Source organism: Microbacterium sp. OVT16B, from assembly GCF_019969705.1.
GTDB classification, from domain to species: Bacteria; Actinomycetota; Actinomycetes; order Actinomycetales; family Microbacteriaceae; genus Microbacterium; species Microbacterium natoriense.
Genome location: NZ_JAHXZA010000001.1, coordinates 1,330,466 through 1,352,943, shown reverse-complemented (window position 1 = coordinate 1,352,943; position 22,478 = coordinate 1,330,466). Strand labels below are relative to the sequence as shown.

Annotated in this window: 19 protein-coding genes; 8 read left to right on the top strand and 11 right to left on the bottom strand. The window is 71.0% G+C overall.

All coding sequences use genetic code 11. The features are described 5' to 3' along the window. Positions 1–4: 4 nt before the first annotated feature. The 5 genes from LC438_RS06350 to LC438_RS18750 all read left to right on the top strand — a co-directional run bounded on the left by LC438_RS06350 (position 5) and on the right by LC438_RS18750 (position 8,198). Complete coding sequence (locus tag LC438_RS06350; RefSeq protein ID WP_223586125.1) at positions 5–3,337, top strand: serine hydrolase; 3,333 nt, start codon at positions 5–7, stop codon at positions 3,335–3,337. Beyond that, complete coding sequence (locus LC438_RS06345; protein ID WP_223586124.1) at positions 3,337–4,452, top strand: M20 family metallopeptidase; 1,116 nt, start codon at positions 3,337–3,339, stop codon at positions 4,450–4,452. Before LC438_RS06350 ends, LC438_RS06345 begins: the two co-directional genes overlap by 1 nt. Beyond that, positions 4,449–5,324 carry a GNAT family N-acetyltransferase gene (locus tag LC438_RS06340; protein WP_223586123.1) on the top strand — a complete coding sequence of 292 codons (876 nt, stop codon included), beginning with the start codon at positions 4,449–4,451 and terminating at the stop codon, positions 5,322–5,324. Before LC438_RS06345 ends, LC438_RS06340 begins: the two co-directional genes overlap by 4 nt. Beyond that, positions 5,321–6,427, top strand: coding sequence for an o-succinylbenzoate synthase (gene menC, locus LC438_RS06335; protein WP_105672282.1), 1,107 nt, complete (start codon positions 5,321–5,323; stop codon positions 6,425–6,427). Before LC438_RS06340 ends, menC begins: the two co-directional genes overlap by 4 nt. A gap of 148 nt (positions 6,428–6,575) precedes the next feature. Beyond that, positions 6,576–8,198, top strand: a complete 1,623-nt coding sequence (locus LC438_RS18750) for a helix-turn-helix domain-containing protein (protein WP_223586122.1) — start codon at positions 6,576–6,578, stop codon at positions 8,196–8,198. 197 nt (positions 8,199–8,395) lie between these two features. Here LC438_RS18750 and LC438_RS06325 read toward each other — a convergent pair whose 3' ends face one another. From LC438_RS06325 to rsmA, 5 genes are all read right to left on the bottom strand, one after another. Continuing rightward, positions 8,396–8,815 carry a hypothetical protein gene (locus tag LC438_RS06325; RefSeq protein ID WP_105672283.1) on the bottom strand — a complete coding sequence of 140 codons (420 nt, stop codon included), beginning with the start codon at positions 8,813–8,815 and terminating at the stop codon, positions 8,396–8,398. Positions 8,816–8,926: 111 nt separating this feature from the next. Beyond that, a complete protein-coding gene (locus LC438_RS06320; RefSeq protein WP_105672419.1) occupies positions 8,927–9,772 on the bottom strand; it encodes a universal stress protein in 846 nt (281 codons plus the stop codon). Between the two features lie 141 nt (positions 9,773–9,913). Next, positions 9,914–10,846 (bottom strand): 4-(cytidine 5'-diphospho)-2-C-methyl-D-erythritol kinase, encoded by a 933-nt coding sequence (locus LC438_RS06315; RefSeq protein ID WP_105672284.1) that lies wholly within the window; start codon positions 10,844–10,846, stop codon positions 9,914–9,916. Between the two features lie 7 nt (positions 10,847–10,853). Beyond that, the gene (gene mgrA / locus LC438_RS06310; RefSeq protein WP_223586121.1) at positions 10,854–11,921 is read right to left on the bottom strand and encodes an L-glyceraldehyde 3-phosphate reductase; all 1,068 of its coding nucleotides are present in this window, start codon (positions 11,919–11,921) and stop codon (positions 10,854–10,856) included. A 9-nt stretch (positions 11,922–11,930) separates the two neighbouring features. Beyond that, positions 11,931–12,788: a 16S rRNA (adenine(1518)-N(6)/adenine(1519)-N(6))-dimethyltransferase RsmA gene (gene rsmA / locus LC438_RS06305; protein ID WP_105672286.1), complete on the bottom strand. Its 858-nt coding sequence runs from the start codon at positions 12,786–12,788 to the stop codon at positions 11,931–11,933. A gap of 36 nt (positions 12,789–12,824) precedes the next feature. Between rsmA and LC438_RS06300 the strand changes: the two genes are divergently transcribed. Beyond that, positions 12,825–14,051, top strand: a complete 1,227-nt coding sequence (locus LC438_RS06300; protein ID WP_105672287.1) for an MFS transporter — start codon at positions 12,825–12,827, stop codon at positions 14,049–14,051. Here the strand turns inward: LC438_RS06300 and LC438_RS06295 are convergent. Genes LC438_RS06295 through rsmI form a run of 5 tightly spaced genes read right to left on the bottom strand, consistent with a single transcriptional unit; the run spans position 14,033 to position 19,517 of the window. Further along, on the bottom strand, positions 14,033–14,908 hold the full coding sequence (locus LC438_RS06295) for a TatD family hydrolase (protein ID WP_223586120.1): 876 nt from the start codon (positions 14,906–14,908) through the stop codon (positions 14,033–14,035). The genes LC438_RS06300 and LC438_RS06295 overlap by 19 nt on opposite strands. Positions 14,909–14,911: 3 nt before the next feature. Then, positions 14,912–16,489: a methionine--tRNA ligase gene (metG, locus tag LC438_RS06290; protein WP_105672289.1), complete on the bottom strand. Its 1,578-nt coding sequence runs from the start codon at positions 16,487–16,489 to the stop codon at positions 14,912–14,914. Between the two features lie 42 nt (positions 16,490–16,531). After that, entirely contained in the window at positions 16,532–18,049 is a 1,518-nt protein-coding gene (locus LC438_RS06285; protein WP_223586119.1) for a molybdopterin-dependent oxidoreductase, read from the bottom strand. Beyond that, a complete protein-coding gene (locus LC438_RS06280; RefSeq protein WP_223586118.1) occupies positions 18,046–18,699 on the bottom strand; it encodes a class I SAM-dependent methyltransferase in 654 nt (217 codons plus the stop codon). Before LC438_RS06280 ends, LC438_RS06285 begins: the two co-directional genes overlap by 4 nt. Then, complete coding sequence (gene rsmI / locus LC438_RS06275; RefSeq protein WP_105672292.1) at positions 18,696–19,517, bottom strand: 16S rRNA (cytidine(1402)-2'-O)-methyltransferase; 822 nt, start codon at positions 19,515–19,517, stop codon at positions 18,696–18,698. Before rsmI ends, LC438_RS06280 begins: the two co-directional genes overlap by 4 nt. 35 nt (positions 19,518–19,552) lie before the next feature. Here rsmI and LC438_RS06270 point away from each other — a divergent pair, with 35 nt between their 5' ends. Continuing rightward, positions 19,553–21,106 carry a dolichyl-phosphate-mannose--protein mannosyltransferase gene (locus tag LC438_RS06270; protein WP_105672293.1) on the top strand — a complete coding sequence of 518 codons (1,554 nt, stop codon included), beginning with the start codon at positions 19,553–19,555 and terminating at the stop codon, positions 21,104–21,106. Then, on the top strand, positions 21,106–21,996 hold the full coding sequence (locus LC438_RS06265; RefSeq protein WP_223586117.1) for a DUF2262 domain-containing protein: 891 nt from the start codon (positions 21,106–21,108) through the stop codon (positions 21,994–21,996). The genes LC438_RS06270 and LC438_RS06265 overlap by 1 nt, the downstream gene beginning before the upstream one ends. Here the strand turns inward: LC438_RS06265 and LC438_RS18745 are convergent. Continuing rightward, complete coding sequence (locus tag LC438_RS18745; protein ID WP_105672295.1) at positions 21,993–22,475, bottom strand: Lrp/AsnC family transcriptional regulator; 483 nt, start codon at positions 22,473–22,475, stop codon at positions 21,993–21,995. The two genes, LC438_RS06265 and LC438_RS18745, sit on opposite strands and share 4 nt — an antisense overlap. Positions 22,476–22,478 lie beyond the last annotated feature (3 nt).

The following is a 22,478-nucleotide window of genomic DNA, read 5'->3' as shown; positions in this document are numbered from 1 at the left end:
CCTCATGACCCGCGTCACCGTCGACGACCTCCTGTCCATCAGCTCGCCGGAGCAGCCCGCCCTCTCCCCCGACGGGTCGCGCGTCGTCTACGTGCTGCGCACCGCGGACAGGGAAGCCGACGGCTACACCCGCTCGCTCTGGCAGGTGCCGGCCTCGGGAGGCGATCCCGTCCGGCTGACCCGCGGCACCGCGGACACGTCGCCCGTGTGGAGCCCCGACGGATCGAAGCTCGCGTTCCTGCGTGCGCAGGACGGTCCGGCCCAGCTCTGGATCCTGCCCGCAGACGGTGGGGAGGCTCGTGGCCTGACGACCCTGCCGCTCGGCGCCGGAACCCCGGTGTGGAGCCCCGACGGCACCAGGCTCGCCTTCGCCGCGCCGGTCGACAGCGCCGCGCTCCCCGGTGACGACGCCGCGACGATCCTCGCCAGGCGCTCGGCGCCGAGCGCCGCGGATCGTCTCGGCTACAAGGCGGACGGCGCGGGGAACCTGGGCACGCTCGTGCAGCAGCTGCACGTCGTCGATGCGGAGTCCGGCGCCGTCACCGCGCTCACCCGCGGTCACGCTCACGCCTCCGACCCGTTCTGGTCGCCGGACGGCGGCCGGCTCGCCTTCTCATCGTCCCCCGACGACGACGCCGACCTGACGATGCGGATCCAGGTGCACGTCACGTCCTCGACCGACCCCAACAGCGCCCCGGTGCGGGTCAGCGCCGACGACGTCCAGGCGAGCGCGGTCGGCTGGACGCCCGACGGGCTCCACATCGTCGCCGTCGGACGCACGAACACCGCGGTCGGCAACGCCGGTCTCCTCCTGTTCCCCGTCGGCGGCGGGTCAGCGGTCGACCTGACCTCGTCGGTCGACCGCAACGTGATGCCCGGCGGGCCGGGCTACCCGGGCGGCATGCCCCGGTTCTCCGACGACGAGACGCTCGTGTTCTGCCTGCGCGACAACGGGTACACCCACCTGTACCGGGTCGCCGTCGACGGCTCCGGCATCCGTCCCCTCGTGGGCGGCACCGCGAACGTCTCCGGGCTCTCGGTGGCGGGTCCGACCGCGGCGATCGTGCTTGCGACGCCGGACTCCTTCGGCGACGTGGCCGTCGTCGACATCGCCGACGGGGGGATCCGCACCCTCACGTCCTACGGCACGACCGACCTGCCCGTGCTCCCCGCCGAGGAGCGCCGGTTCGCCATCTCCGACGGCACCGTGGTCACCGGCTGGCTGCGACGGGACCCGGATGCCGAGGGCCCGGTGCCGCTGCTGCTGGATGTGCACGGCGGCCCCCACAACGCCTGGAACGGCGCCGCGGATCTGACCCACCCGTACCACCTGGTGCTCGCGCAGCGCGGCTGGGCGATCCTCACGATCAACCCGCGCGGCAGCGACGGCTACGGCGATGCGTTCTTCTCCGCCGTGTCCGGAGGGTGGGGCGTGCGCGACGCGAACGACTTCCTGGAGCCGATCGACCAGCTGGTCGCCGAGGGTGTGGCCGACCCCGCCCGCCTCGCCGTCACCGGCTACAGCTACGGCGGCTTCATGACCTGCTACCTCACCTCCCGCGACGATCGCTTCGCGGCTGCCGTCGCCGGCGGCGTCGTCACCGACCTCTTCTCGATGGGCGGCACCTCCGACGTCGGCCACTACCTCTCCGCGAAGGAGAACGGCGGACTCCCCTGGCGCGACGAGGAGCGCATCTCGGCGCAGTCCCCGTACGCGCACGTCGACAGGGTCGTCACCCCGACCCTGATCCTGCACGGTGCAGCCGACGAGCGCTGCCCCGTCGGACAGGCCGAGCAGTGGTTCGCCGCCCTGCGCGAACGAGACGTCCCCACGCGCCTGGTGCTCTACCCCGGCGGTGCTCACCTGTTCCCGCTGTCGGGCCCGCCATCCCACCGCGCCGACTTCTCGCAGCGGCTCATCGACTGGGTCGAGCAGTACGCCCCCGCCGCCGGAGTCCGCGGCCGCGCTCGGCTCGACGCCCGGCACTGGCAGCAGCGGCTCAGCGTCCTCGCCGCCGCGCACAAGGTCCCCGGAGCGACCCTCGGCATCCTCCGCCTCGGCGAGGATCCGGTCTACGCGCATCACGGCATCCTGAACGCCCGCACGGGGGTCGCCGTCACCGACGACTCGCTGTTCCAGATCGGCTCGATGACCAAGGTGTGGACGGCGACGGCGGCCATGAAGCTCGTCGACGAGGGACGCCTCGACCTCGACCGTCCGGTCGTGGAGTACGTCCCCGAGTTCCGCTCGTCCGACGACGACATCACCCGCACGGTCACCATGCGGCACCTGCTGAACCACACCAGCGGCATCGACGGAGACGTGTTCACCGACACCGGGCGAGGCGACGACACGCTCGAGAAGTACGTCGCGCTGCTCGACGGAGTCGCCCAGAACCACCCGATCGGCGCGACGATGTCGTACTGCAACTCGGGCTTCGTGCTCGCCGGCCGTGTGATCGAGAAGATCACCGGCACGACGTGGGACCAGGCGCTGAAGGATCTGGTGATCACCCCGCTCGGGCTCACCCACTCGGCGACCCTCCCCGAGGATGTGCTGCTGCACAGCGCGGCCGTCGGGCACACCGAGATCGGCGAGGACGGCCCGCAGGTCGCCCCCGCGTGGATGCTGCCGCGGGCGATGGGCCCCGCGGGTCTCGTCTGCTCCACGACGGCCGACGTGCTCGCGTTCGCGCGACTGCACCTCACCGGCGGGCTCGCCGCCGACGGCACCCGTGTGCTCTCCGCCGCGAGCGTGGAGCGCATGCAGCAGCGCGAGGTCGACGTGCCGAACCCCTACACGCTGGGCGATGCGTGGGGCGTCGGCTGGATCCTCTTCGACTGGAGCGGCCGCAGGCTCTACGGTCACGACGGCAACACGATCGGACAGTCCGCGTTCCTGCGTGTCCTGCCCGACGAGGGGGTCGCCGTCACGCTGCTGACGAACGGCGGCAACGCGCACGACCTCTACCTCGAGCTCTACGAGGAGATCTTCTCGGAGGTCGCCGACGTGCATCTGCCCGCGGAGCAGGCTCCGCCGCAGGAGCCCTATGACGCCGATGTCTCCGAGCTGCTCGGCACCTACGATCGCGAGGGGGTCCGTTCCGAGGTCTTCGCATCCGAGGACGGCGTGCGGCTGCGCACCACGATCACCGGGCCCCTCGCCGCGCTCCTCCCCGACCCCGTGCAGGAGCACCCGCTCGTGCCGGTCAGGGAGAACGAGTTCGTGCTCCGCCCCGAGGGGATGCAGGCGTGGAACTCCGTCGTCTTCTACCGCCTCGCCACGGGTGAGCAGTACATGCACTACGGTGTCCGCGCGGCGCCGAAGGTCTCGTGATGAGCGTCGGAGAGGTCGTCGGCATCGACCGGCTGATCGCCGACGTCGAGGAGCTGATCCGGTGCGAGTCGCCCTCGGGAGACCTGGATGCCGTGGCCCGCAGCGCCGAGGTCGTCGCCGCCCTCGGAGAACGAGTGCTGGGCGTCGGCCCCGAGCGCATCGTGATCGACGGCAGGACGCATCTGCGCTGGCGCTTCGGCGAGCCGCGGGTTCTCCTGCTCGGACACCACGACACGGTCTGGCCGGTGGGCTCGCTGGAGACGCACCCGTTCGCGGTGCGCGACGGCGTCCTGCGCGGCCCCGGCTGCTTCGACATGAAGACGGGTGTGGCGATGGCCCTGCACGCGGTGGCCGCGCTGCCCGACCGCGACGGGGTGAGCATCCTCATCACGGGTGACGAGGAGCTCGGCTCGCCGACGTCGAAGGAGCTCATCACGGCCGAGGCCGACCGGTGCTCCGCCGTGCTCGTGCTCGAAGCCGCGGCCGAGGGCGGTCATCTCAAGATCGCCCGCAAGGGGGTGTCGCTGTACCGCGTCGTCGTCACCGGTCGCGCGGCCCATGCGGGTCTCGAACCGGAGCGCGGCGTGAACGCCTCGATCGAGGCCGCGCGTCTCGTCCTCGCCGTCGCGGCGCTGGGCGACGCGGATGCCGGCACGACGGTGACCCCCACGCTCCTGCGCTCGGGGAGCACGACCAACACGGTGCCGGCCGATGCGGAGTTCGCGGTCGACGTGCGCGTGCGGACCGTCGCGGAGCAGGACAGGGTCGAGGCCGCGATGCGCGCCCTCCTTCCGCGCACTCCCGGCGCGCTCGTCCGCGTCGACGGCGGGCCGAACCGACCTCCGATGGAGACCTCCTCCTCGGCCGCGCTCTTCGCCCGCGCCCGCGACATCGCGGAGCGCCTGGACCTGACCCCGTTCGACGGAGTCGCCGTGGGCGGCGCGTCAGACGGGAACTTCACGGCGGGGCTGGGCGTGCCCACCCTGGACGGTCTCGGTGCCGTCGGCGGAGGAGCCCACGCCGACGACGAGCACGTCGAGGTCGACATGATCGCCCAGCGGCTCGCCCTCCTCGAGACGCTCGTCGTCGAGGTCCTGGCTGGAGAAGGGGCATGACCATGACGGACGACGTCGCACAGAGGTCCGCGCGCGACGAGGCCGCCGACCTCGCGAGGGCCGCCGCCGACGCCGCGGGCGTCGAGATCCGCCTCCTCTCGACGGTGACCGAGTTCGCGCAGGTCGCCGCGCTCTTCCAGAGCATCTGGAGCGCAGGCGGTGATCGGATGCCGGTGAACGTGGAGACCCTGCGCGCGCTGTCGAAGTCGGGCAGCTACGTCGGAGGGGCATTCGACGGCGACGAGCTCGTCGGCGCGTGCTTCGGCTTCTTCGCCGCCCCGGAGCGGCGTGCGCTGCACAGTCACATCGCGGGCGTCTCGCAGCGCATGCGCGGCCGCAGCGTCGGCTTCGCCCTCAAGGTCCACCAGCGCTCCTGGGCGATCGACGAGCAGCTCGACGAGATCTCCTGGACCTTCGACCCGCTGATCAGCAGGAACGCGTACTTCAACCTCGTCAAGCTCGCCGCGACGCCGACCGCGTACCACCGCAACTTCTACGGCCACATGAGCGACGCCCTCAACGGCGACGACGACACCGACCGGATGCTCGTCACCTGGTACGTGCACGATCCGCGGGTCGCCGCGGCCTGCCGGGGCGAATCCTCGCGGGACTCCGCCTCCGCCCCGGAGGGCGAGCCCCTGCTCACCGTCGGAGACGACCAGGACCCCGTGCGGCATCCGACCGGGGCGCGCTTCGTGCGGGTCTCGCTCCCCCGCGACATCGAGGCGCTGCGGGTGACCGCTCCCGAGCACGCGACGCACTGGCGTCTCGCGCTGCGCGACACCCTCGGAGATCTGCTCGACGACGGAGCGCGCGTGCTCTCCTTCGATCGCACAGGCACCTACACCATCGACAGAGGAGAACTGCAATGAAGCTCACCGGATTCGAGCTCCGCGTCATCGAGATGCCGCTGGTGTCGCCCTTCCGCACCTCGTTCGGCGTGCAGACGGTGCGCGAGGCGCTGATCGTGCGCGCCGTCACCGACGAGGCCGAGGGCTGGGGCGAGGGCGTGGCGATGAACAACCCGCTCTACTCCTCGGAGTACGTCGGGGCGAGCGTCGACGTGATCACGCGCTTCCTCCTGCCCGCGCTGGCTCAGGTGAAGGACCTCGACGCGAACGCCGTGGCGCCGACGCTGGCGAAGTTCAAGGGCCACCGGATGTCCAAGGCGGCCGTCGAGCTGGCGATCCTCGACGCCGAGCTGCGGGCGAAGGGCGTTCCGCTGTCGCGGGAGCTGGGCGCGGTGCGAGACGCCGTCGACTGCGGCGTCTCGGTCGGCATCATGGATTCGATCCCCGAGCTGCTGGATGCCGTGGGCGGGTACATCGACGAGGGCTACGTCCGCATCAAGCTGAAGATCGAGCCCGGCTGGGACATCGAGCCGGTGCGCGCCGTGCGGGAGCGCTTCGGCGACGACGTGCTGCTGCAGGTCGACGCGAACACCGCGTACCACCGTGGGGATGCGCGGCACCTCGCCCGACTGGACCCGTTCGATCTCCTCCTGATCGAGCAGCCCCTCGACGAGGAGGACCTGATCGGTCACGCCCAGCTCGCCGAGGCCATGACGACCCCGATCTGCCTGGACGAGTCGATCGTGTCGGCCAGGGCCGCTGCGGACGCGATCGCCCTCGGCGCCTGCTCGATCGTGAACATCAAGCCGGGCCGGGTCGGCGGCTACCTGGAGGCCCGCCGCATCCACGACGTCTGCGTGGCGAACGACATCCCCGTGTGGTGCGGAGGGATGCTGGAGACGGGCATCGGCCGCGCCGCCAACGTCGCCCTCGCCGCCCTCCCCGGCTTCACCCTCCCCGGAGACACGTCGGGGTCCGGCCGCTACTACTCGAGTGACATCACCGATCCGTTCGTCGTCGAGAACGGCGCGCTCCGCGTGCCGACCGGCGCCGGCATCGGCGTGACGCCGCACGCGGACGCTCTGGACGCCGTGACCACCCGGACGGAGTGGATCACGTTCTGATGTGCTGATCCCACCCGGACCTGTGGGGCACGACGAAACATCGGTATTCTTTCGTCGTGCCCCACAGGTCCCCCCTCCCCGCACGCCGCCTACTGTGGGGTCCGTGCTCATGTCAGTGACGACACGACCCCGCGCCAGCCTCGGCCGTGTGATCGAAGATCTCGGCAACACCCTGCTCGAGGTGGTGAGCGGCGCGGCCGACCGCGATGTCGAGATCGAGACGGTCATCATCCACGACGTGCTCGACGACGCGATGCCGATGCGCGGCGCCCTCGTCCTCGGCGTCGGGCTGAGCGATCCGGAGGAGATCGCCGAGCTGCTCAGGACCCTGGGCTCCCAGCAGGCTTCTGCGCTCGTGCTGCGCGCGCCGGTCAGGGCCGAGCCCTCGGTCACCGCCGCGTCGGAGGAGACCGGCATCCCCGTGCTGGCGCTCACGCGAGGCGCGTCGTGGGCGCAGCTGACCGCCATGCTGCGCTCCCTCATCGCGGAGGGCGACGTCGGAGACCAGGGGGCGCAGACGCTCGGAGGGATGCCGTCGGGCGACCTCTTCGCGCTCGCCAACGCGATCGCGACGCTGCTGAACGCCCCCGTCACGATCGAAGACCGCAACTCCCGCGTCGTCGCGTTCTCCGGGCGGCAGGACGAGGCGGACCCGGCCCGCATCGAGACCGTGCTCGGGCGGCAGGTGCCGGAACGGTTCGCGCGCCAGCTCGAGGAGCGCGGCGTCTTCCAGGAGCTCTACCGCAGCGAGGACCCCATCGACGTCGGCCCGGTCGAGAACACCGAGGGACTCCCCTCGTATCCGCGGGTCGCCCTCGCGGTGCGCGCGGGCGACGAGATCCTCGGATCGATCTGGGCCGCCGTGCAGGAGCCGCTGTCGTTCGATCGTGTGCAGGCGCTGAAGGACTCCGCCGGTCTCGTCGCCCTGCACATGCTGCGTCTGCGGGCCGGCGCCGATGTCGAGCGCCGCCTGCGGGCGGACCTGCTCGCGACCATCCTGGAGGGCGGTCCCGGCGCCTCGGACGCGACCGCCCGGCTGCGGTTGAACGACCACAGCTGCGTCGTGCTGGCCCTGTCGGCGTCGGATCAGCTCGGCGCGGATGCCTCGGCGGACGCCCGCAGCATCGCCGAGCGCCACCGCATCGCCGACGCGTTCGCGGTGCACCTGGGCGCGGTCTACCTCCGCTCCGCGGTCGCCCTGATCGGCAACGTCGTCTATGCCGTCGTCGGCATACGCCCTGGACACAGCGACGCCGACATCCGGGCCGCCAGGGTCGCCGCCGACTTCCTCGGGCGCCTGGGGGCGACCAGCGAGATCCGGGTCGGCGTCGGAACCGTCGCAGACGACAGCACCGGCATCCCCTCATCGCGCGCGAACGCCGACCGCGCGCTGCGGGTGCTGCGGCAGTCACCGCAGCGCGAGCCGGTCGCGCTCTTCTCGGCGGTGCAGATGGAGGCCCTGCTCGTCGAGCTCGGCGACCTCGTGCGCGCACGAGGGGAGCGCCCGACCGGGCCCGTCGCTCTCCTGATCGAGCAAGACAGGGAGCGTGGCACGCGTCTCGTCGAGACGCTTCGGGCCTGGCTCGACGCCTTCGGCGATGTGAGCGTCGCCGCCGCGCGCGTCTACACGCACCCGAACACCTTCCGCTACCGGCTTCGTCGACTGTCGGAGATCAGCGGTCTCGATCTCTCCGACCCCGATGCGCGGTTCTCCGCGATGGTGCAGCTGCGGCTGCTCGCCGCCGACGCGAGTGCGGGCGCCCAGCGATAGCTCGACACTTCTCCCAGCGATCTCCCAGGTCGAAAGCGTGTCCCCCATTTGGGGGACATCGGAATATCGGGTTAGTCTCGAAGAGCAGCTGGGGCTGTCTGCTGGGTTCTGGGGACGCAGCGTGACTGACGCACTCCGCAAGGAGGCTCGCGCCCTCCCGGGGACCCGAAACCCGAGAGGGCGCGACACGCTCCCCCTCAGCCGCGGGGAGCGAGACCCGCGTACAGCAGCCCCCCGGACTGCGGATCCGCGAGCACCAGCACCTGCTCCCCCACCCGCGGGATCTCCAGTCGCGACACCAGCGCCTGGATCGCCACGGCCTGCGCCCCCACCTGGAGCGTCAGCACGATGCTCGGATTGTCGTTGATCGTCTGCCCGGTGTCCTGCATCCCGAGCACGGTCGCCTCCTGCGTCGGCACGCCGGCCGCCCGCAGGGCCGCCACGTGCTCCGCCTGATGGATCGACGACGTCGCCTGCTTCATCGCGTCGGTGAACTCGCTGCCCATGAAGGCCTTCGTCATCTTGCCCATGAACCCCCGCCCGGCCGCGATGTCGTCGGCCATCTGCATGGCCTCCTCCTGGCGGTCCTGCGGCGACTTGCGGTTGAACAGTCCCATGATCACTCCCTGTGGTGGTTTGCGTACCGCCACGCTAGGAGACTCCGGCGTCTACCGATCACGGGTCCGGATGAACCGCCGATGAACGTCCGGCTTCGGCGGAGAGCCCGGTCACCGGACGATCGCGGTCGCGGTCGCGAGCCTCGCGAGCACCTCATGGCTGATCGAGCCGAGCAGGAACCTCGCGATCGGCCCCCGGCCGTGCGAACCGATAACGGCCAGTCGGGACGTCGCCGCGATGCCGTTGATCACCTCCGACGGATATCCGCGCTGCGTCCTGGCGTCGATCCGAAGGTCGGGATAGTCCTGGCGGAGACCGGCGAGCGCGAGGGCGAGCGTCTCCTCAGCCATCGCGCTCATCGACTCCAGATAGCCGTGGGGGTAGGCGCCGCTGTGCCGGGGCGCGGGGAGGGGAGTCCAGGTCGTGACCGCGATGAGCGGCTCGCCCAGCCGGTCGGCCTCACTCGCCGCGAAGCGGACGGCGGCCTCCGACACGGGCGATCCGTCGACGCCGACGACGACGCCGGTCCGTCCCGTGGCGTCGAGGTCGTGATCCGGCACGACGACGACAGGGCAATGGGCTCCCGCGGCGATGCGGATGCCGTGCACCCCGCGCGCAGGACCCGTCCCTGGACCGCGATAGTCGCTGCCGATGACGAGCAGAGCAGACGACCTCGACGCCTCGATGAGGAGCGCGACCGGATCTCCGGCATCCGTCCGCGTCTCGACCGACAGCCCGCGGGCACGCAGCGTCTCCGCCTGCCCCTGGAGGAACTCCTCCGTCGCCTGCAGCGCGTCGGAGATCATGGACGACGCGCCGACGGCGCCTGCCGCGCCTCCGACGATCCCGTACAGCACGATGCGCTGCTCCCGGTCCGCTGCACGCTGGGCGGCCCAGGCGATCGCATGGGCTCCCGCCGATGACTCCACCGCTCCGACGATGATCGCTTCAGACATCATGACTCCCGTCCGGAACGCCGTCATGACGGCACCTGACCGCCGAAGGACGTCCTCTCCTCACCGTACCCTCGGGGCCGTCACACGGGTGGGCCGCAGAGCCGGGGATAATCCCGCTCCGACGTGGTTCGGCGGTCGGGCTCAGCCCATGATGCGGGCGCCGGGCACAGGCCCGTGCACGTGCAGCGCATCCACTCCGGCCTCGCGCAGCGCGGCCTGGACGTGCTGCGCGCCCTCCGGATCCGCGCACAGCAGCGCGATGGTCGGGCCGGAGCCCGACACGATCCCCCGCAGCGCCCCTGCGCGGATGCCGTCAAGGATCGTCTGCTCCAGATCGGGGCGCACGTCGAGCGCCGCCGCCTCCAGGTCGTTGAAGAGGCACTCCGCGAGCGCCTCGGGGTCGCCGGACCTCAGCGCCTGCAGCACCGCGACAGGGACGTCGAGGGACAGCGGAGGATCGTCGGCGAGCGCGCCCTCCTCATCGCGGAGCGCGTCCAGACGTCCGTACACGACCGGCGTCGACAGCCCCTCCTCGCTGGTCACGAGCACCCAGTCGAAGCGTCCGCGCGCGAGCGCGGGATTCAACTGATCGCCGCGCCCCGTGCCGACGGCCGTGCCGCCGTGCAGCGCGAACGGCACATCGGCGCCGAGCCGGGCCGCGAGCTCGTGCAGGCGTGCCTGCGAGAAGCCCGTGCCCCACAGCGCATCGCACGCGACGAGCGCCGCCGCCGCATCCGCCGAGCCGCCGCCCATCCCGCCCGCGACGGGGACGCTCTTGCGGATCTCCAGAGCGACGCCCCCTTCGTAACCAGCGGCGGCCGCGAGCAGCTTCGCCGCCCTCATCGCGAGGTTGCGGTCGTCGAGGGGCACCGCATCCGGGTCCTCCACTCCGCGCACGACGAGGGAGAAGTCATCCGCGTGCCTCGCGATCACATCCTCGTAGAGGGAGACCGCCTGGAACACCGTCGCCAGCGCGTGATAGCCGTCGTCATGCCGTCCGCCGACACCGAGGTACACGTTGATCTTCCCCGGTGCGCGCACGTGCACGCGGGGCGACGACGATGCCATGCTCATGACCCGCTCAGAGCTCCGAGGACTTCGCCCACAGGTTCACGTCGATCGCGCCGGCCAGCTCATCGATGCGCGCGAGCTCCTCGACGGTCAGCTCAGGACCGTTCACCGCGGCGATGTTCTCGTCGAGCTGCTCCGGACGGGAGGCTCCGATGAGCGCCGAGGCCACCACCGGGTCGCGCAGCGTCCACTGCAGTGCGAGCTGGGCCAGCGACTGGCCGCGCTCGCACGCGACCTCGTTCAGCGCGCGGAGCGTCTGCACGGCCTCCTCGGTGAGAGGGGCGTCCGGCAGCGAACCGCGCTTCTGCGCCCGGGTCGCCGTGCCGTCGCCGAGGTACTTGTCGGTGAGCAGCCCCTGCGCGAGCGGGGTGAAGGCGATCGCGCCGAGCCCGCTCTCCCGGAGGGTGTCGGTCAGGCCGTCCTCGACCCAGCGGTTCAGGATCGAGTAGGCCGGCTGGTGGATGACCAGCGGGGTGCCGAGCTCCCTCGCCACCTCGACGGCCTCCGCCGTGCGCTCCGCGCTGTACGAGGAGATGCCGACGTAGAGCGCCTTGCCCTGACGGACGAGCGTGTCCAGCGCGCCGACGGTCTCGGCGATGGGCGTCACGGGGTCGACCCGGTGCGAGTAGAAGATGTCGACGTAGTCGAGCCCCATCCGGGTCAGCGACTGCTCGGCGCTCGCGAGGATGTACTTGCGGCTCGCGAAGTCGCCGTAGGGGCCGGGCCACATGTCCCATCCCGCCTTCGACGAGATGATGAGCTCATCGCGGTACGGACGGAAGTCCTCGGCGAAGATGCGGCCGAAGTTCTTCTCCGCGGATCCGTAGGGCGGGCCGTAGTTGTTCGCGAGGTCGAAGTGCGTGATGCCGTTGTCGAACGCGTGACGCAGCAGCGCGCGCTGGTTGTCGAGCGGGATGTTGTCGCCGAAGTTCCACCACAGGCCGAGCGAGATCGGCGGGAGGTACAGGCCGGAGCTGCCGACCTGGCGGTAGCCGAACCGCTGGTAGCGGCTCTCGTCGGCCGCGTACGGGCGGTGCAGTTCGGGGACGTCGGGTCGGAAGCGCGGAGACTCTGTCACCGTGCCAGATTAGTCCTCCGCGGCGGACAGGGCGTGCTGAGCGATGCGCTGATAGTCATCGACCGTAAGATCCTCGCCGCGCGCCGTCGGGGCGACGCCGGCGGAGACGAGCACGGCGGATGCCGCGGCGGAGCTGCCGAAGAGCCCGGACAGCGCCTGGCGGAGCATCTTGCGACGCTGGTTGAAGGCCGCGTCCACGATCTCGAAGGTGCGCCGCCTCTCCTCGATCGGGCCGCGCTCGCCCTCGGCGCGGTCGAACCCGACCAGGAGGCTGTCGACGTTCGGCACGGGCCAGAAGACCTGGCGCGACACGGTGCCCGCGAGCTTCCACTCGCCGTACCAGGCCGCCTTCACACTGGGGGCGCCGTATATCTTGGACCCCGGCTTCGCCGCGATCCGCTCGGCGACCTCGGCCTGGACCATGACCACCCCGCGCTGCAGATAGTCGAAGTTCTCCAGGAAGTGCAGCAGCACGGGGACCGAGACGTTGTAGGGCAGGTTCGCGACCAGCACCGTCGGCTCGCCGGGCAGCTCGGTGATGCGCAGCGCATCCGCGTCCACCACCGTCAGCCGCTCGGGGTCGACCCCGTGCTCGACGGCCGTCTGCGCGAGACGGGCGGCGAGACGGTGATCGATCTCGACGGCGGTGACGGATGCCCCCGTCTCGAGGATCGCAAGGGTCAGCGATCCGAGGCCGGGGCCGACCTCCACGACGCGCTCCCCCGGCTGCACGCGGGCCGCGTGCACGATCTTGCGCACGGTGTTGGCGTCGACGACGAAGTTCTGTCCGAGCTTCTTGGTGGGGGTGACGTCGAGCTCGGCGGCAAGACTGCGGATCTCGGTGGCGCCGAGGAGGGTGACGGTCATCCTCCCATTGTCCCCTACCCTCAGTAGTCTTCTGGGATGCCCTCCATCGGTGAACTGATCGCGCCCCGCCGCATGGGTCGGGACTTCCGGTGGCTGCTGGCGTCGTCGTGGACGAGCAACGTCGGAGACGGGGTGGCTCTCGCCGCCGCTCCCCTGCTGATCGCGTCGATGACGTCCTCGCCGATCCTCGTCGCCGCCGGCGCCATCCTGCAGTTCCTGCCGTGGCTGGTCTTCGGCCTGCACGCGGGGGCGATCGCCGACCGCTTCGACCGCCGCCGCCTGGTGATGATGGCCAACACGGCGAGAGCCGTCGTGCTGCTCGCCCTGTGCGTCTTCCTCGTGACGGGCACCGCGAACATCTGGGTCGTGCTCGCGGTGGCGTTCCTGTACGGCACGGCCGAGGTGTTCGTCGACACCGCGGGCAGCACGCTGCTGCCCATGCTGGTGCAGCCGGCCGACCTCGGGATCGGCAACGCGCGGCTGCAGGCCGGATACCTCGTGGCGAACCAGTTCGCCGGTCCTCCCCTCGGCGCGTTCCTCTTCGCGGCGGGCACGGCGTGGCCGTTCCTGCTGGAGGTCGTGTGCGTGGGGCTCGCCGTCGTGCTCATCTCCCGCATGGCGAAGACGCCGGTGCCGCCGCGCGAGACCCACGCCCCCGTGCACACCGACATCGCAGAGGGCGTGCGCTGGCTGTGGCGCAATCCCCCGGTGCGGATGCTCGTGCTGATCATCCTGCTCTTCAACGTCACGTGGGCCGCCCCGTGGGGCGTGCTGGTGCTCTACGCGACCGAACACCTGCACATGGGCGCCGTGGGCTACGGCGCCCTCACGACGGCGTCGGCGGCCGGCGGTCTGCTCGCCACGGTGAGCTTCGGCTGGCTGGAGCGCCACGTGTCGTTCGCGACGCTCATGCGCGTGGTGCTGTCGCTCGAGGTGGTCATGCACCTCGCGTTCGCTCTCACCACCGCGGGCTGGGTCGCCCTGATCATCATGTTCGTCTTCGGCGCGTACGCGTTCGTGTGGGGCACGATCTCCACGACCGTCCGGCAGCGGCTCGTCCCCGCGGCCCTGCAGGGCCGGGTGGCCTCGGTCAACATGGTCGGGGTGTTCGGCGGCATGGTCATCGGCCAGGCGCTCGGCGGAGTGATCGCCGAGGTGTGGGGTCTCACCGCGCCGTGGTGGTTCGCCTTCGCCGGAGCGGCCCTCACGCTGCTGTTCGTGTGGCGGCCGATCTCCGCCATCGTTCAGGCGAAAGCGCCATAGACGCGGAGCGTGTTGGCGGCCAGCTGCGCGCACAGCTCGTCGACGTCGACCTCGAGCTCGGCGGCCATGAAGCGCACCGTGATCGGCACGAGGTAGGGCGCGTTCGGGCGGCCGCGCAGCGGAGTCGGGGTGAGGAACGGCGCGTCCGTCTCGACGAGGATGCGCTCGATCGGGGTCACCTTGAGCGCATCGCGGAGGTTCTGCGCGTTCTTGAAGGTCACGTTGCCGGCGAAGGACAGGTGATAGCCGGCGTCCGCGCAGATCCTCGCCATGACGTCGTCGCCGGAGAAGCAGTGGAAGACCGTGCGCTCGGGGGCGCCGACCCTCGCCAGCGTCTCCAGCACGGCGTCGTGCGCGTCGCGATCGTGGATCTGCATCGCGATGCCGTGCTTCTTCGCGAGCCCGATGTGCGCCTCGAACGACTCGAACTGCGCATCCCTGCGGTCGGGCTCCGTGCGGAAGAAGTCGAGCCCCGTCTCGCCGATCGCACGCGTGCGGGGGTGCGCCGCGAGCTCGTCGATCACCGCGATCGCCTCGTCGAGGCGCCCCTGCTCCGCGTACACCGGGGCGTCGTTGGGGTGGATCGCCACGGCCGCGAGGACGCGGGGGTCGGATGCCGCCGCCTCCACCGCCCACCGTGACGACTCGATGTCACCCGACGCCTGCACGACACCGGCGATGCCGACGGCCTGCGCCCGATCGAGCTGCTCCGTCAAGGAGAGCGGCTCGTCGCCGTCGAGGATCTCCAGGTGCGCGTGGTTGTCGTACACCGGGACGGCGAGGGGCTCAGGAGCCGCGGGGTACCGCAGATCCTTGCGCCCGTCGCCGTCCCGGGACTGCACGTAGGTGTGAGCCATGGGTCAGACGGTCGACTCCACCCGCGGGAACAGCGGTGCGAGACCGTTGACGCTCGTGCCGGGGCGCAGCACGCCCCAGGCTCCGGCCTCGCGGATCGGCTGGTCCTGCAGACGTCCGAGCGTCTCGGCCGCGCCCAGCGCGATCCACAGCTTCTCGGTCGACTTCGGCATCACCGGCGAGAGCAGCACGGCGAGGGCGCGCAGCCCCTCCGCGCACGTGTACAGCACGGTGCCGAGGCGGGCGCGCTGATCCTCGTCGCGGGCCAGCGCCCACGGCTCGTTCTCGGTGATGTAGCCGTTGAGCGCGTCGACGATGGTCCAGATCTCCTTGATGGCCTCGTCGATGCGGAACTGCTCGATCGCGGCGTCCGCGTTCGACGCGGCATCCGCGACGATCCGCTGGATCTCGAGGTCCTTCTCGGTGTACTCGGCCGCGGGCGGCACGATCCCCTCGAAGTACTTCTCGATCATCGCCGTGGTGCGCGAGGCCAGGTTGCCGAACCCGTTGGCGAGCTCGGCCTGGTAGCGGGCCGACAGGTCCTCCCAGGAGAACGAGCCGTCCTGCCCGAACGCGATCGCCGACAGGAAGTAGAAGCGGTACGCGTCGGAGCCGAAGACGTCGGTGATCTCGGTCGGCGCGATGCCGGTGAGCTTCGACTTGGACATCTTCTCGCCGCCGACGAGCAGCCAGCCGTGCGCGAACACGCCCTTGGGCACGTCGAGCCCCGCGGCCATCAGCATCGCGGGCCAGATGACGGCGTGGAAGCGGAGGATGTCCTTGCCGACCACGTGGTACGCGGGCCAGCGACGGGCGAACGTCTCCTCGTCCTCGCCGTAGCCGACGGCGGTGGCGTAGTTGAGCAGCGCATCGACCCACACGTAGATGACGTGGGAGCTGTCCCACGGGACCTCGATGCCCCAGTCGAACGCGGACCGCGAGATCGACAGGTCCTTGAGCCCCTGGCGCACGAACGAGACGACCTCGTTGCGGGCCGACTCGGGGCGCACGAAGTCGGGCTCCGTCTTGTACAGCTCGAGCAGGCGGTCCTGGAACTCGCTGAGCTTGAAGAAGTAGTTCTTCTCCTGGAGCAGCTCCAGCGGCTTCGAGTGGATCGCGCAGACCTTCAGCCCCTCGAACGGTCCGGTGCCGTCGAGGATCTCGGACTCGGGCTTGAACTCCTCGCAGCCCACGCAGTACAGCGCCTCGTACTCGCCCGCGTAGATGTACCCGCGGTCGTAGATGGCCTGCACGAACTTCTTCACGCGCTCCTCATGCCGCGCCTGCGTGGTGCGGATGAAGTCGTCGTTCGCGACGTCGAGGGTCGCCAGCTGCGGGAACCACGCCTCGGTGACGAGCTTGTCTACCCACTCCTGCGGCGTGACGTTGTTCGCCGCCGCGGCGCGGAGCATCTTCTGCCCGTGCTCGTCGGTGCCCGTCAGCATCCAGGTGTCGTCACCGCCCTGGCGGTGCCAGCGCGCGAGCGCGTCGACAGCCACCGACGTGTACCCGTGGCCGATGTGAGGCACATCGGAGGGGTAGTAGATGGGCGTGGTGATGTAGAACGATTCGCCTGCGGGCATGGGGACAATTCTAGGTGGGATGCCGAGGGTGGTTACGCCGCGTCAGCGCACCGTCACCGAGATGCGGTGCCACCCCGTGGCGCCGTCCGGAGCAGGGGGCGCGAGCGCATCGGTCTGCGTGACGCCGTCGGCGCCGACCGCCCGGCATTCGATGTCGTGCTGCCCGCTCTCAGCCGCCCACGGGAGGCTCCACTGCACCCAGGTGTCGTCGGAGATGGCCGTCGCGAGCGTCGCGGGCCGCCACGGTCCTCCGTCGATGCGCACCTCGACGCCGCGGACGCCGACGTGCTGCTGCCAGGCCATGCCGGCGATGACCGTGTCGCCCGCGTCGATCGAGCCACGCGGCACGTCGATGCGCGACTGCAGCTTGATGGGTCCGCGCTCCGACCACCCCCGGGTCGTCCAGTACGCCGTCGCGCGGTCGAAGCGGGTGACCTCGAGCTCGGTGACCCACTTCGTCGCCGACACGTAGCCGTAGAGCCCCGGCACCACGAGCCGCACGGGGAAGCCGTGCGGGATGGGCAGCGGTTCGCCGTTCATCCCGATCGCGAGCAGCGCATCGCGATCGTCGGTGAGCGCTTCGAGCGGGGTGGACGCCGTGAAGCCGTCGATCGACGTGGACAGGACCATGTCGGCATCCGCATCCACCCCGGCGCGGGCGAGCACCTCTCGCACGGGGAGGCCGAGCCACCGCGCGTTGCCGATGAGATCGCCGCCGACGGTGTTGGAGACGCACGCGAGCGTCACATCGGCCTCGGTGAGCGGCGAGGCGATCAGCTCGTCCCACGTGAGCACGACCTCCCGATCGACCATCCCGTGCACGCGCAGCGACCAGTCCTTCGGGTCGACCTGGGGAACGACGAGCGCCGTGTCGATGCGGTAGAAGTCGGCGTTCGGCGTGACGACCGGCGCCAGGCCGGGGATGCCGAGCTCTGCGGTCGCAGGGACGGCCGGCGCCGACGTCGCGGGCGCGGGCAGTCGGAGGGCGGCGCGCACGGCCTCGACGACCCTGGATGCTCCCGTCGCGATGCGCGACGCCGCGACGGCCAGGAGGCCCGCGGCCGTCGCGGCTCCCGTCCAGATGAGGAACCGCCGCCTGTCCTGGTCCTGGGCGCTCTCCTGCTCGGTCTCGCCGAGAGACACGAGCGCGCGCAGCGTCATCGCTCCGGCGCCGCCCGCGACGAGGGAGGGCAGCGCCGCCAGCAGGCCGAGGTCGGTGCGGATGACGGCGATGACCGCACCGGCGATGCCGATCGCCGCGACGACGGCCGCGCCGACGGAGCGACGCCGTCGCTCCAGCATCCCCGCACCGAAGGCGACGGCCGCGAGGACGATGGCGATCCCGGTGAGCAGGGCGATCTTGTCCCCCGTGCCGAACAGGGCGATCGCGGTGTCCTTCGCCCAGGCCGGGGCGAGGTCGATCAGCGCGCCGCCGACCGCGGCGAACGGGCTGGCCGACGCGGCGAAGAACGCGGCGACGAGCTCGCCGAGGCCGGCGCCGAGCAGCACGGCGACGATGCCGAGCACCCCCGGCCGAAGCCCCGATCGCCTGCGCGTCATGGAGAGAGCGTACGCTCTCGCCGCGTCGACGGAGAGCGGACCGCCGCGACCGCCGCATGCGGGCGCACGCTGATCTCCGCGGCGTCGCGCCCGCGGACCTCGGTGCGTGTCACCTCGAATCCGGCATCCGCGAGCAGCTCGCTCATGGTCGCCGGCGTCCAGAACCAGGCCGGCGCCACCCGGTGGTCGAAACCCTGCCGCGACGGCCCGTCGAAGAAGCCGAGCAGAAGGCCTCCGCCGGGCGCGAGCGCGCGGGCGAACTCCGCGAGCACGGCGGGGACCTCGTCCGGTTCGGTGTGGATTAGCGAGTACCAGGAGAGGATGCCGCCCAGCGAGCCGTCCTCGACGGGGAGCGCGCGGAACGAGCCGACGTCGAACCTCAGCTGAGGGTGCGCGGCGCGAGCAGCGGCGATGAACGCGGCCGACAGGTCGATGCCGCGCACCTCGCGTCCCCCTCGGGCGAGGAACTCCGCCCACAGCCCCGGACCGCATCCGGCGTCGAGGAGCGGGCCGGAGCACGTGTCCCGCCACTGCGCGATCGTGTCACGGTCGCGCTGATCCATCTGCGCGAGCGTGCCGGCCACATCGACGTACTCGTCCGCACGCTCGTCGTAGGCGGCGCCGACCGCGGCATCCGCGGAGGGCGTCACGGCTTCTTCGCGGCGAGCGCGGCCTGGTACAGATCGCGCGAGGACAGGCCGGTGAGTCCGGCGACCTCGGCCGCAGCCTCCTTCAGCCTGAGGCCCGACGCCACGAGCGACTGCACCTGCGCCAGCGCGTCGTCGGGCGAGGCCTCTCGGCGCGGTGCGCCCTCGACGACGACGACGATTTCGCCCTTCACGCCGTCGGCGGCCCACTCTGCGAGCTCGGATGCCGAGCCGCGGCGCACCTCCTCGTAGAACTTGGTCAGCTCGCGGCACACGGCGATCCGCCGGTCGTCTCCGAAGGCGGCGCCCATGTCGGCCAGCGACGAGGCGAGCCGGGACGGGGACTCGAAGAACACCATGGTGCGCGGCTCCGCGGCGAGCGCGCGGAGCGTCGAACGTCTCTCCCCCGGCTTGCGAGGGAGGAAGCCCTCGAAGGTGAAGCGGTCGGTCGGCAGGCCAGAGATCGCGAGCGCCATGAGCACCGCGCTCGGGCCGGGGATCGCCGTGACCGTGACCCCCTGGGCGACGGCCTCGGCGACGAGACCGTAGCCGGGGTCGCTGATGGCCGGCATCCCTGCGTCGCTCACCACGACGACGTCCGATTCGAGGGCGAGGGCCGCGAGCTCGCCGGCCTTCTGCTTCTCGTTGTGGTCGTGCAGGGCGATGAGCCTCGGGCGGTTCGCGATCTGCAGCGCCTGCAGCAGGCGGCCGGTCGTGCGGGTGTCCTCCGCGACCACGACCTCGGCGTTCTCCAGCACCTCGATGAGGCGGCGAGAGACGTCGCCGAGATTTCCGATGGGCGTGGCGGCGAGGATGATCACACGCTCAGCCTATGCGCGTTGTCTAGGCTGTACCCGTGACCGCGCCCGTGCCCCTGCTGCCCGCCCCCGAGGAGCGCCTCACCCGCTACGGACAGCTGCGCGACAGCATCCTGCGCAGCCCCGACTGGGGGCGGATGATCCACTGGTTCGCGCCGCTGGTCATCACCCTGCTCGCCGGTGTGCTGCGACTGGTGAACCTCGGGCACCCCCATCAGCTGGCCTTCGACGAGACCTACTACGTCAAGGACGCCTGGTCGCTGTGGACCCTGGGGTACGAGGGGACGTGGGGTGAGAACGCGAACGAGGCGTTCATCACGCTGCAGCAGCTCCCGCTCGACGCGAAGGGCGCGTTCATCGTCCACCCGCCTCTGGGCAAGTGGCTGATCGCTCTCGGCATGGCTCTCGGCGGACCCGACAACAGCGTCGGCTGGCGCCTCGCCACCGCTCTCCTCGGCACCGGGACCGTGCTGCTCACCTACCTCATCGCGCGCAGGCTCACCGGCTCGGTCGTCGTGGCGTCGGTCGCGAGCGGCCTGCTCGCGATCGACGGGCTCAGCATCGTGCTCTCGAGGATCGCCCTCCTCGACGGCATCCTCACCTTCTTCATCATGCTCGGCGTCCTGTTCGTCCTGTACGACAGGGAGCGCACGATCCCCCTCCTGGAGCGCAGGGACGACGACGCCCCCGATCCGATGTGGGGGCGCGTGCTCTGGCGACGCCCATGGCTCGTCGCCGCCGGGCTCGCCTTCGGCGCCGCGTGCGCCGTGAAGTGGTCGGGGCTGTACGTCCTCGCGGCCTTCGGACTCTACGTCGTGGTGACGGATGCCCTCGCCCGGCGCCGGGCGGGAGTCGTGCTGTGGCCGACCGCCGCCGCCTTCAAGCAGGGCCCCGTGTCGTTCGTGCTCCTGGTGGTCCCGGCGTTCGCCGTGTACCTCGCGAGCTGGACGGGCTGGCTCGTCACCTCCGGCGGCTACAACCGCGACCTCGACCCGAACCCCTTCGCCTCACTCTGGCGCTACCACCAGGCGATCCTGAACTTCCATGTCGGCCTCACCAGCGGGCACCCGTACGCGAGCCCCGCGTGGGAGTGGCCCCTCCTGCTGCGCCCCACCGCGGTGTGGGTCGGCGCCGAACCCAGCGGGTGCGGCACCGACCACTGCATCGCGGTGATCTCCAGCATCCCGAACCCGCTCATCTGGTACGCGGCGGTGGCGGCATCCGTCTACCTGCTCTACCGTCTGGTGCGCAGCTGGATCGCGAAGCAGCCGCTCGACCCCGCGCTCACCTACCCGCTGATCGGGCTGGCCGCGACCTACGTGCCGTGGCTGCTGTTCCCCGAGCGCACGATCTTCCAGTTCTACACGGTCGCGATGATGCCGTTCATGGTGATCGGGCTCGCCGTCACGATGCGCGTGATCGCGGGGCGTCGTGAGGATCCTCTGCATCGGAGGCAGTCGGGTGAGCGCACCGTGCTGATCTTCCTGGCGTTCGCGGTGCTCGTCTCGGCGTTCTTCTACCCGGTGTGGACCGGCATGAGCGTGCCCTACGACTTCTGGCTGCTGCACAACTGGCTGCCGGGCTGGGTGTGATGGACGCGGCTCACCAGCTCGCCCTGCAGGATCAGAAGTTCGAGCGGAGCACCGAGGACATCACCGTCGTCACGGGGCCGAACGGCGTCTCGGCCTCGAAGCACGGAGCGCAGCACCCGTCCGGACCGGCCCAGCTGTGGGCCGCGTCGATCGAGATCGCGGCCTGGATCGACGGGGACATCGACGCCGGCGCTCCCCTCATCAGCGAGAGCTGCCGACTGGAACAGCTCGTCGACGACGACGGCCTGGCCGCTCTGCGCGAGCGGCTCACCGGCGACAGCATCCTGACCGTGCGGGTGCGGCGCTCCAACGGCTATCTCTCCCCCGAGGAGGCCGATGCGCGACGCCAGCTCGAAGAACGAGGCTTCTCGTTCGCCGACCCGCGCCGCTTCCTCCTGGTCGAGGTTCTTCCCACCAGGTCCGTCCCCGCGCTGGAGTCGTTCCTCGCGGCGCGGACGACGCCGAAGACCTTCCTGTCCGCCGATCTCGGCGCGCTGACCGAGGACCGCTCCACGGGGTGGTACTCGATGCGGCGGGGGTGGATGGGACACGACGCCGAGGTGTCGATCGTCTCGTCGACGGATGCGCGGATGGCGACGATGTGCGGCACGATCGCCACGCTCCTCTCCGCACCCTCGGAGTGGCAGTCGGCGGCCACGGGGTTCGCCGCCGAGGCGCTCCTGGAGATGTACAACGAGAGCTGGGCGGAGAGCGAGGAGGCGCGGCTGACGGGCGACGAGTTCGCCGCCCGTTTGCGACTCATCTCGATCCACGTCGCGCACGACGACGGCTCGTTCTCGCTGGAGTTCGATGACGCGGACATGTTCGGCGGGCACGGCGTGCATCTGGACGGCACGCTGACCGGCGAGTTCTCGAACGCGGGAATCTAGCCGTTCTCCGCCTCGGCGACGTGCTCGACGAGCGGGAGCACGCGGCCGGACAGGTGTGTGCGCATCGCGATCGAGGATGCCGTGCGTGCGACCCCCGGCACCAGCGCCACCCTGTCGAGGACCTCCTGCAGCTGGGCGGCGTCCCGAGCGACGAGGCGCAGCTGCATGTCGCTCGCCCCGGTGACGGTGTGCATGTCGACGATCTCGGGCACCGCGTCGGCGAGGGCGACCGCGACCTCATCGTGGCCGACCTTCTGGTCGATCTCCACCAGGCAGAACGCCACGACCGCGTAGCCGAAGCCGGCGGGGTCCAGCTGCGGCACGATCGCCTGGATCACGCCTCCCTCGTGCAGACGCGCGAGCCTGCTCGTCGCGGTGCCCCTGGCGACGCCGAGCCGCCGTGCGCACTCGAGGATCGGCAGCTGCGGCTCCTCGGTGAGCAGGCGGATCAGCGCCGCATCGAGACGGTCGATCCGCACGGG

Bases quoted from the DNA above. Each gene is read 5' to 3' on its own strand.
- LC438_RS06350 (WP_223586125.1), top strand. From the start codon at position 5: ATGACCCGCGTCACCGTCGACGACCTCCTGTCCATCAGCTCGCCGGAG.
- LC438_RS06345 (WP_223586124.1), top strand. From the start codon at position 3,337: ATGAGCGTCGGAGAGGTCGTCGGCATCGACCGGCTGATCGCCGACGTC.
- LC438_RS06340 (WP_223586123.1), top strand. From the start codon at position 4,449: ATGACCATGACGGACGACGTCGCACAGAGGTCCGCGCGCGACGAGGCC.
- menC (WP_105672282.1), top strand. From the start codon at position 5,321: ATGAAGCTCACCGGATTCGAGCTCCGCGTCATCGAGATGCCGCTGGTG.
- LC438_RS06325 (WP_105672283.1), bottom strand. From the start codon at position 8,815: ATGGGACTGTTCAACCGCAAGTCGCCGCAGGACCGCCAGGAGGAGGCC.
- LC438_RS06320 (WP_105672419.1), bottom strand. From the start codon at position 9,772: ATGTCTGAAGCGATCATCGTCGGAGCGGTGGAGTCATCGGCGGGAGCC.
- LC438_RS06315 (WP_105672284.1), bottom strand. From the start codon at position 10,846: ATGAGCATGGCATCGTCGTCGCCCCGCGTGCACGTGCGCGCACCGGGG.
- rsmA (WP_105672286.1), bottom strand. From the start codon at position 12,788: ATGACCGTCACCCTCCTCGGCGCCACCGAGATCCGCAGTCTTGCCGCC.
- LC438_RS06300 (WP_105672287.1), top strand. From the start codon at position 12,825: ATGCCCTCCATCGGTGAACTGATCGCGCCCCGCCGCATGGGTCGGGAC.
- LC438_RS06295 (WP_223586120.1), bottom strand. From the start codon at position 14,908: ATGGCTCACACCTACGTGCAGTCCCGGGACGGCGACGGGCGCAAGGAT.
- metG (WP_105672289.1), bottom strand. From the start codon at position 16,489: ATGCCCGCAGGCGAATCGTTCTACATCACCACGCCCATCTACTACCCC.
- LC438_RS06285 (WP_223586119.1), bottom strand. From the start codon at position 18,049: ATGACGCGCAGGCGATCGGGGCTTCGGCCGGGGGTGCTCGGCATCGTC.
- LC438_RS06265 (WP_223586117.1), top strand. From the start codon at position 21,106: ATGGACGCGGCTCACCAGCTCGCCCTGCAGGATCAGAAGTTCGAGCGG.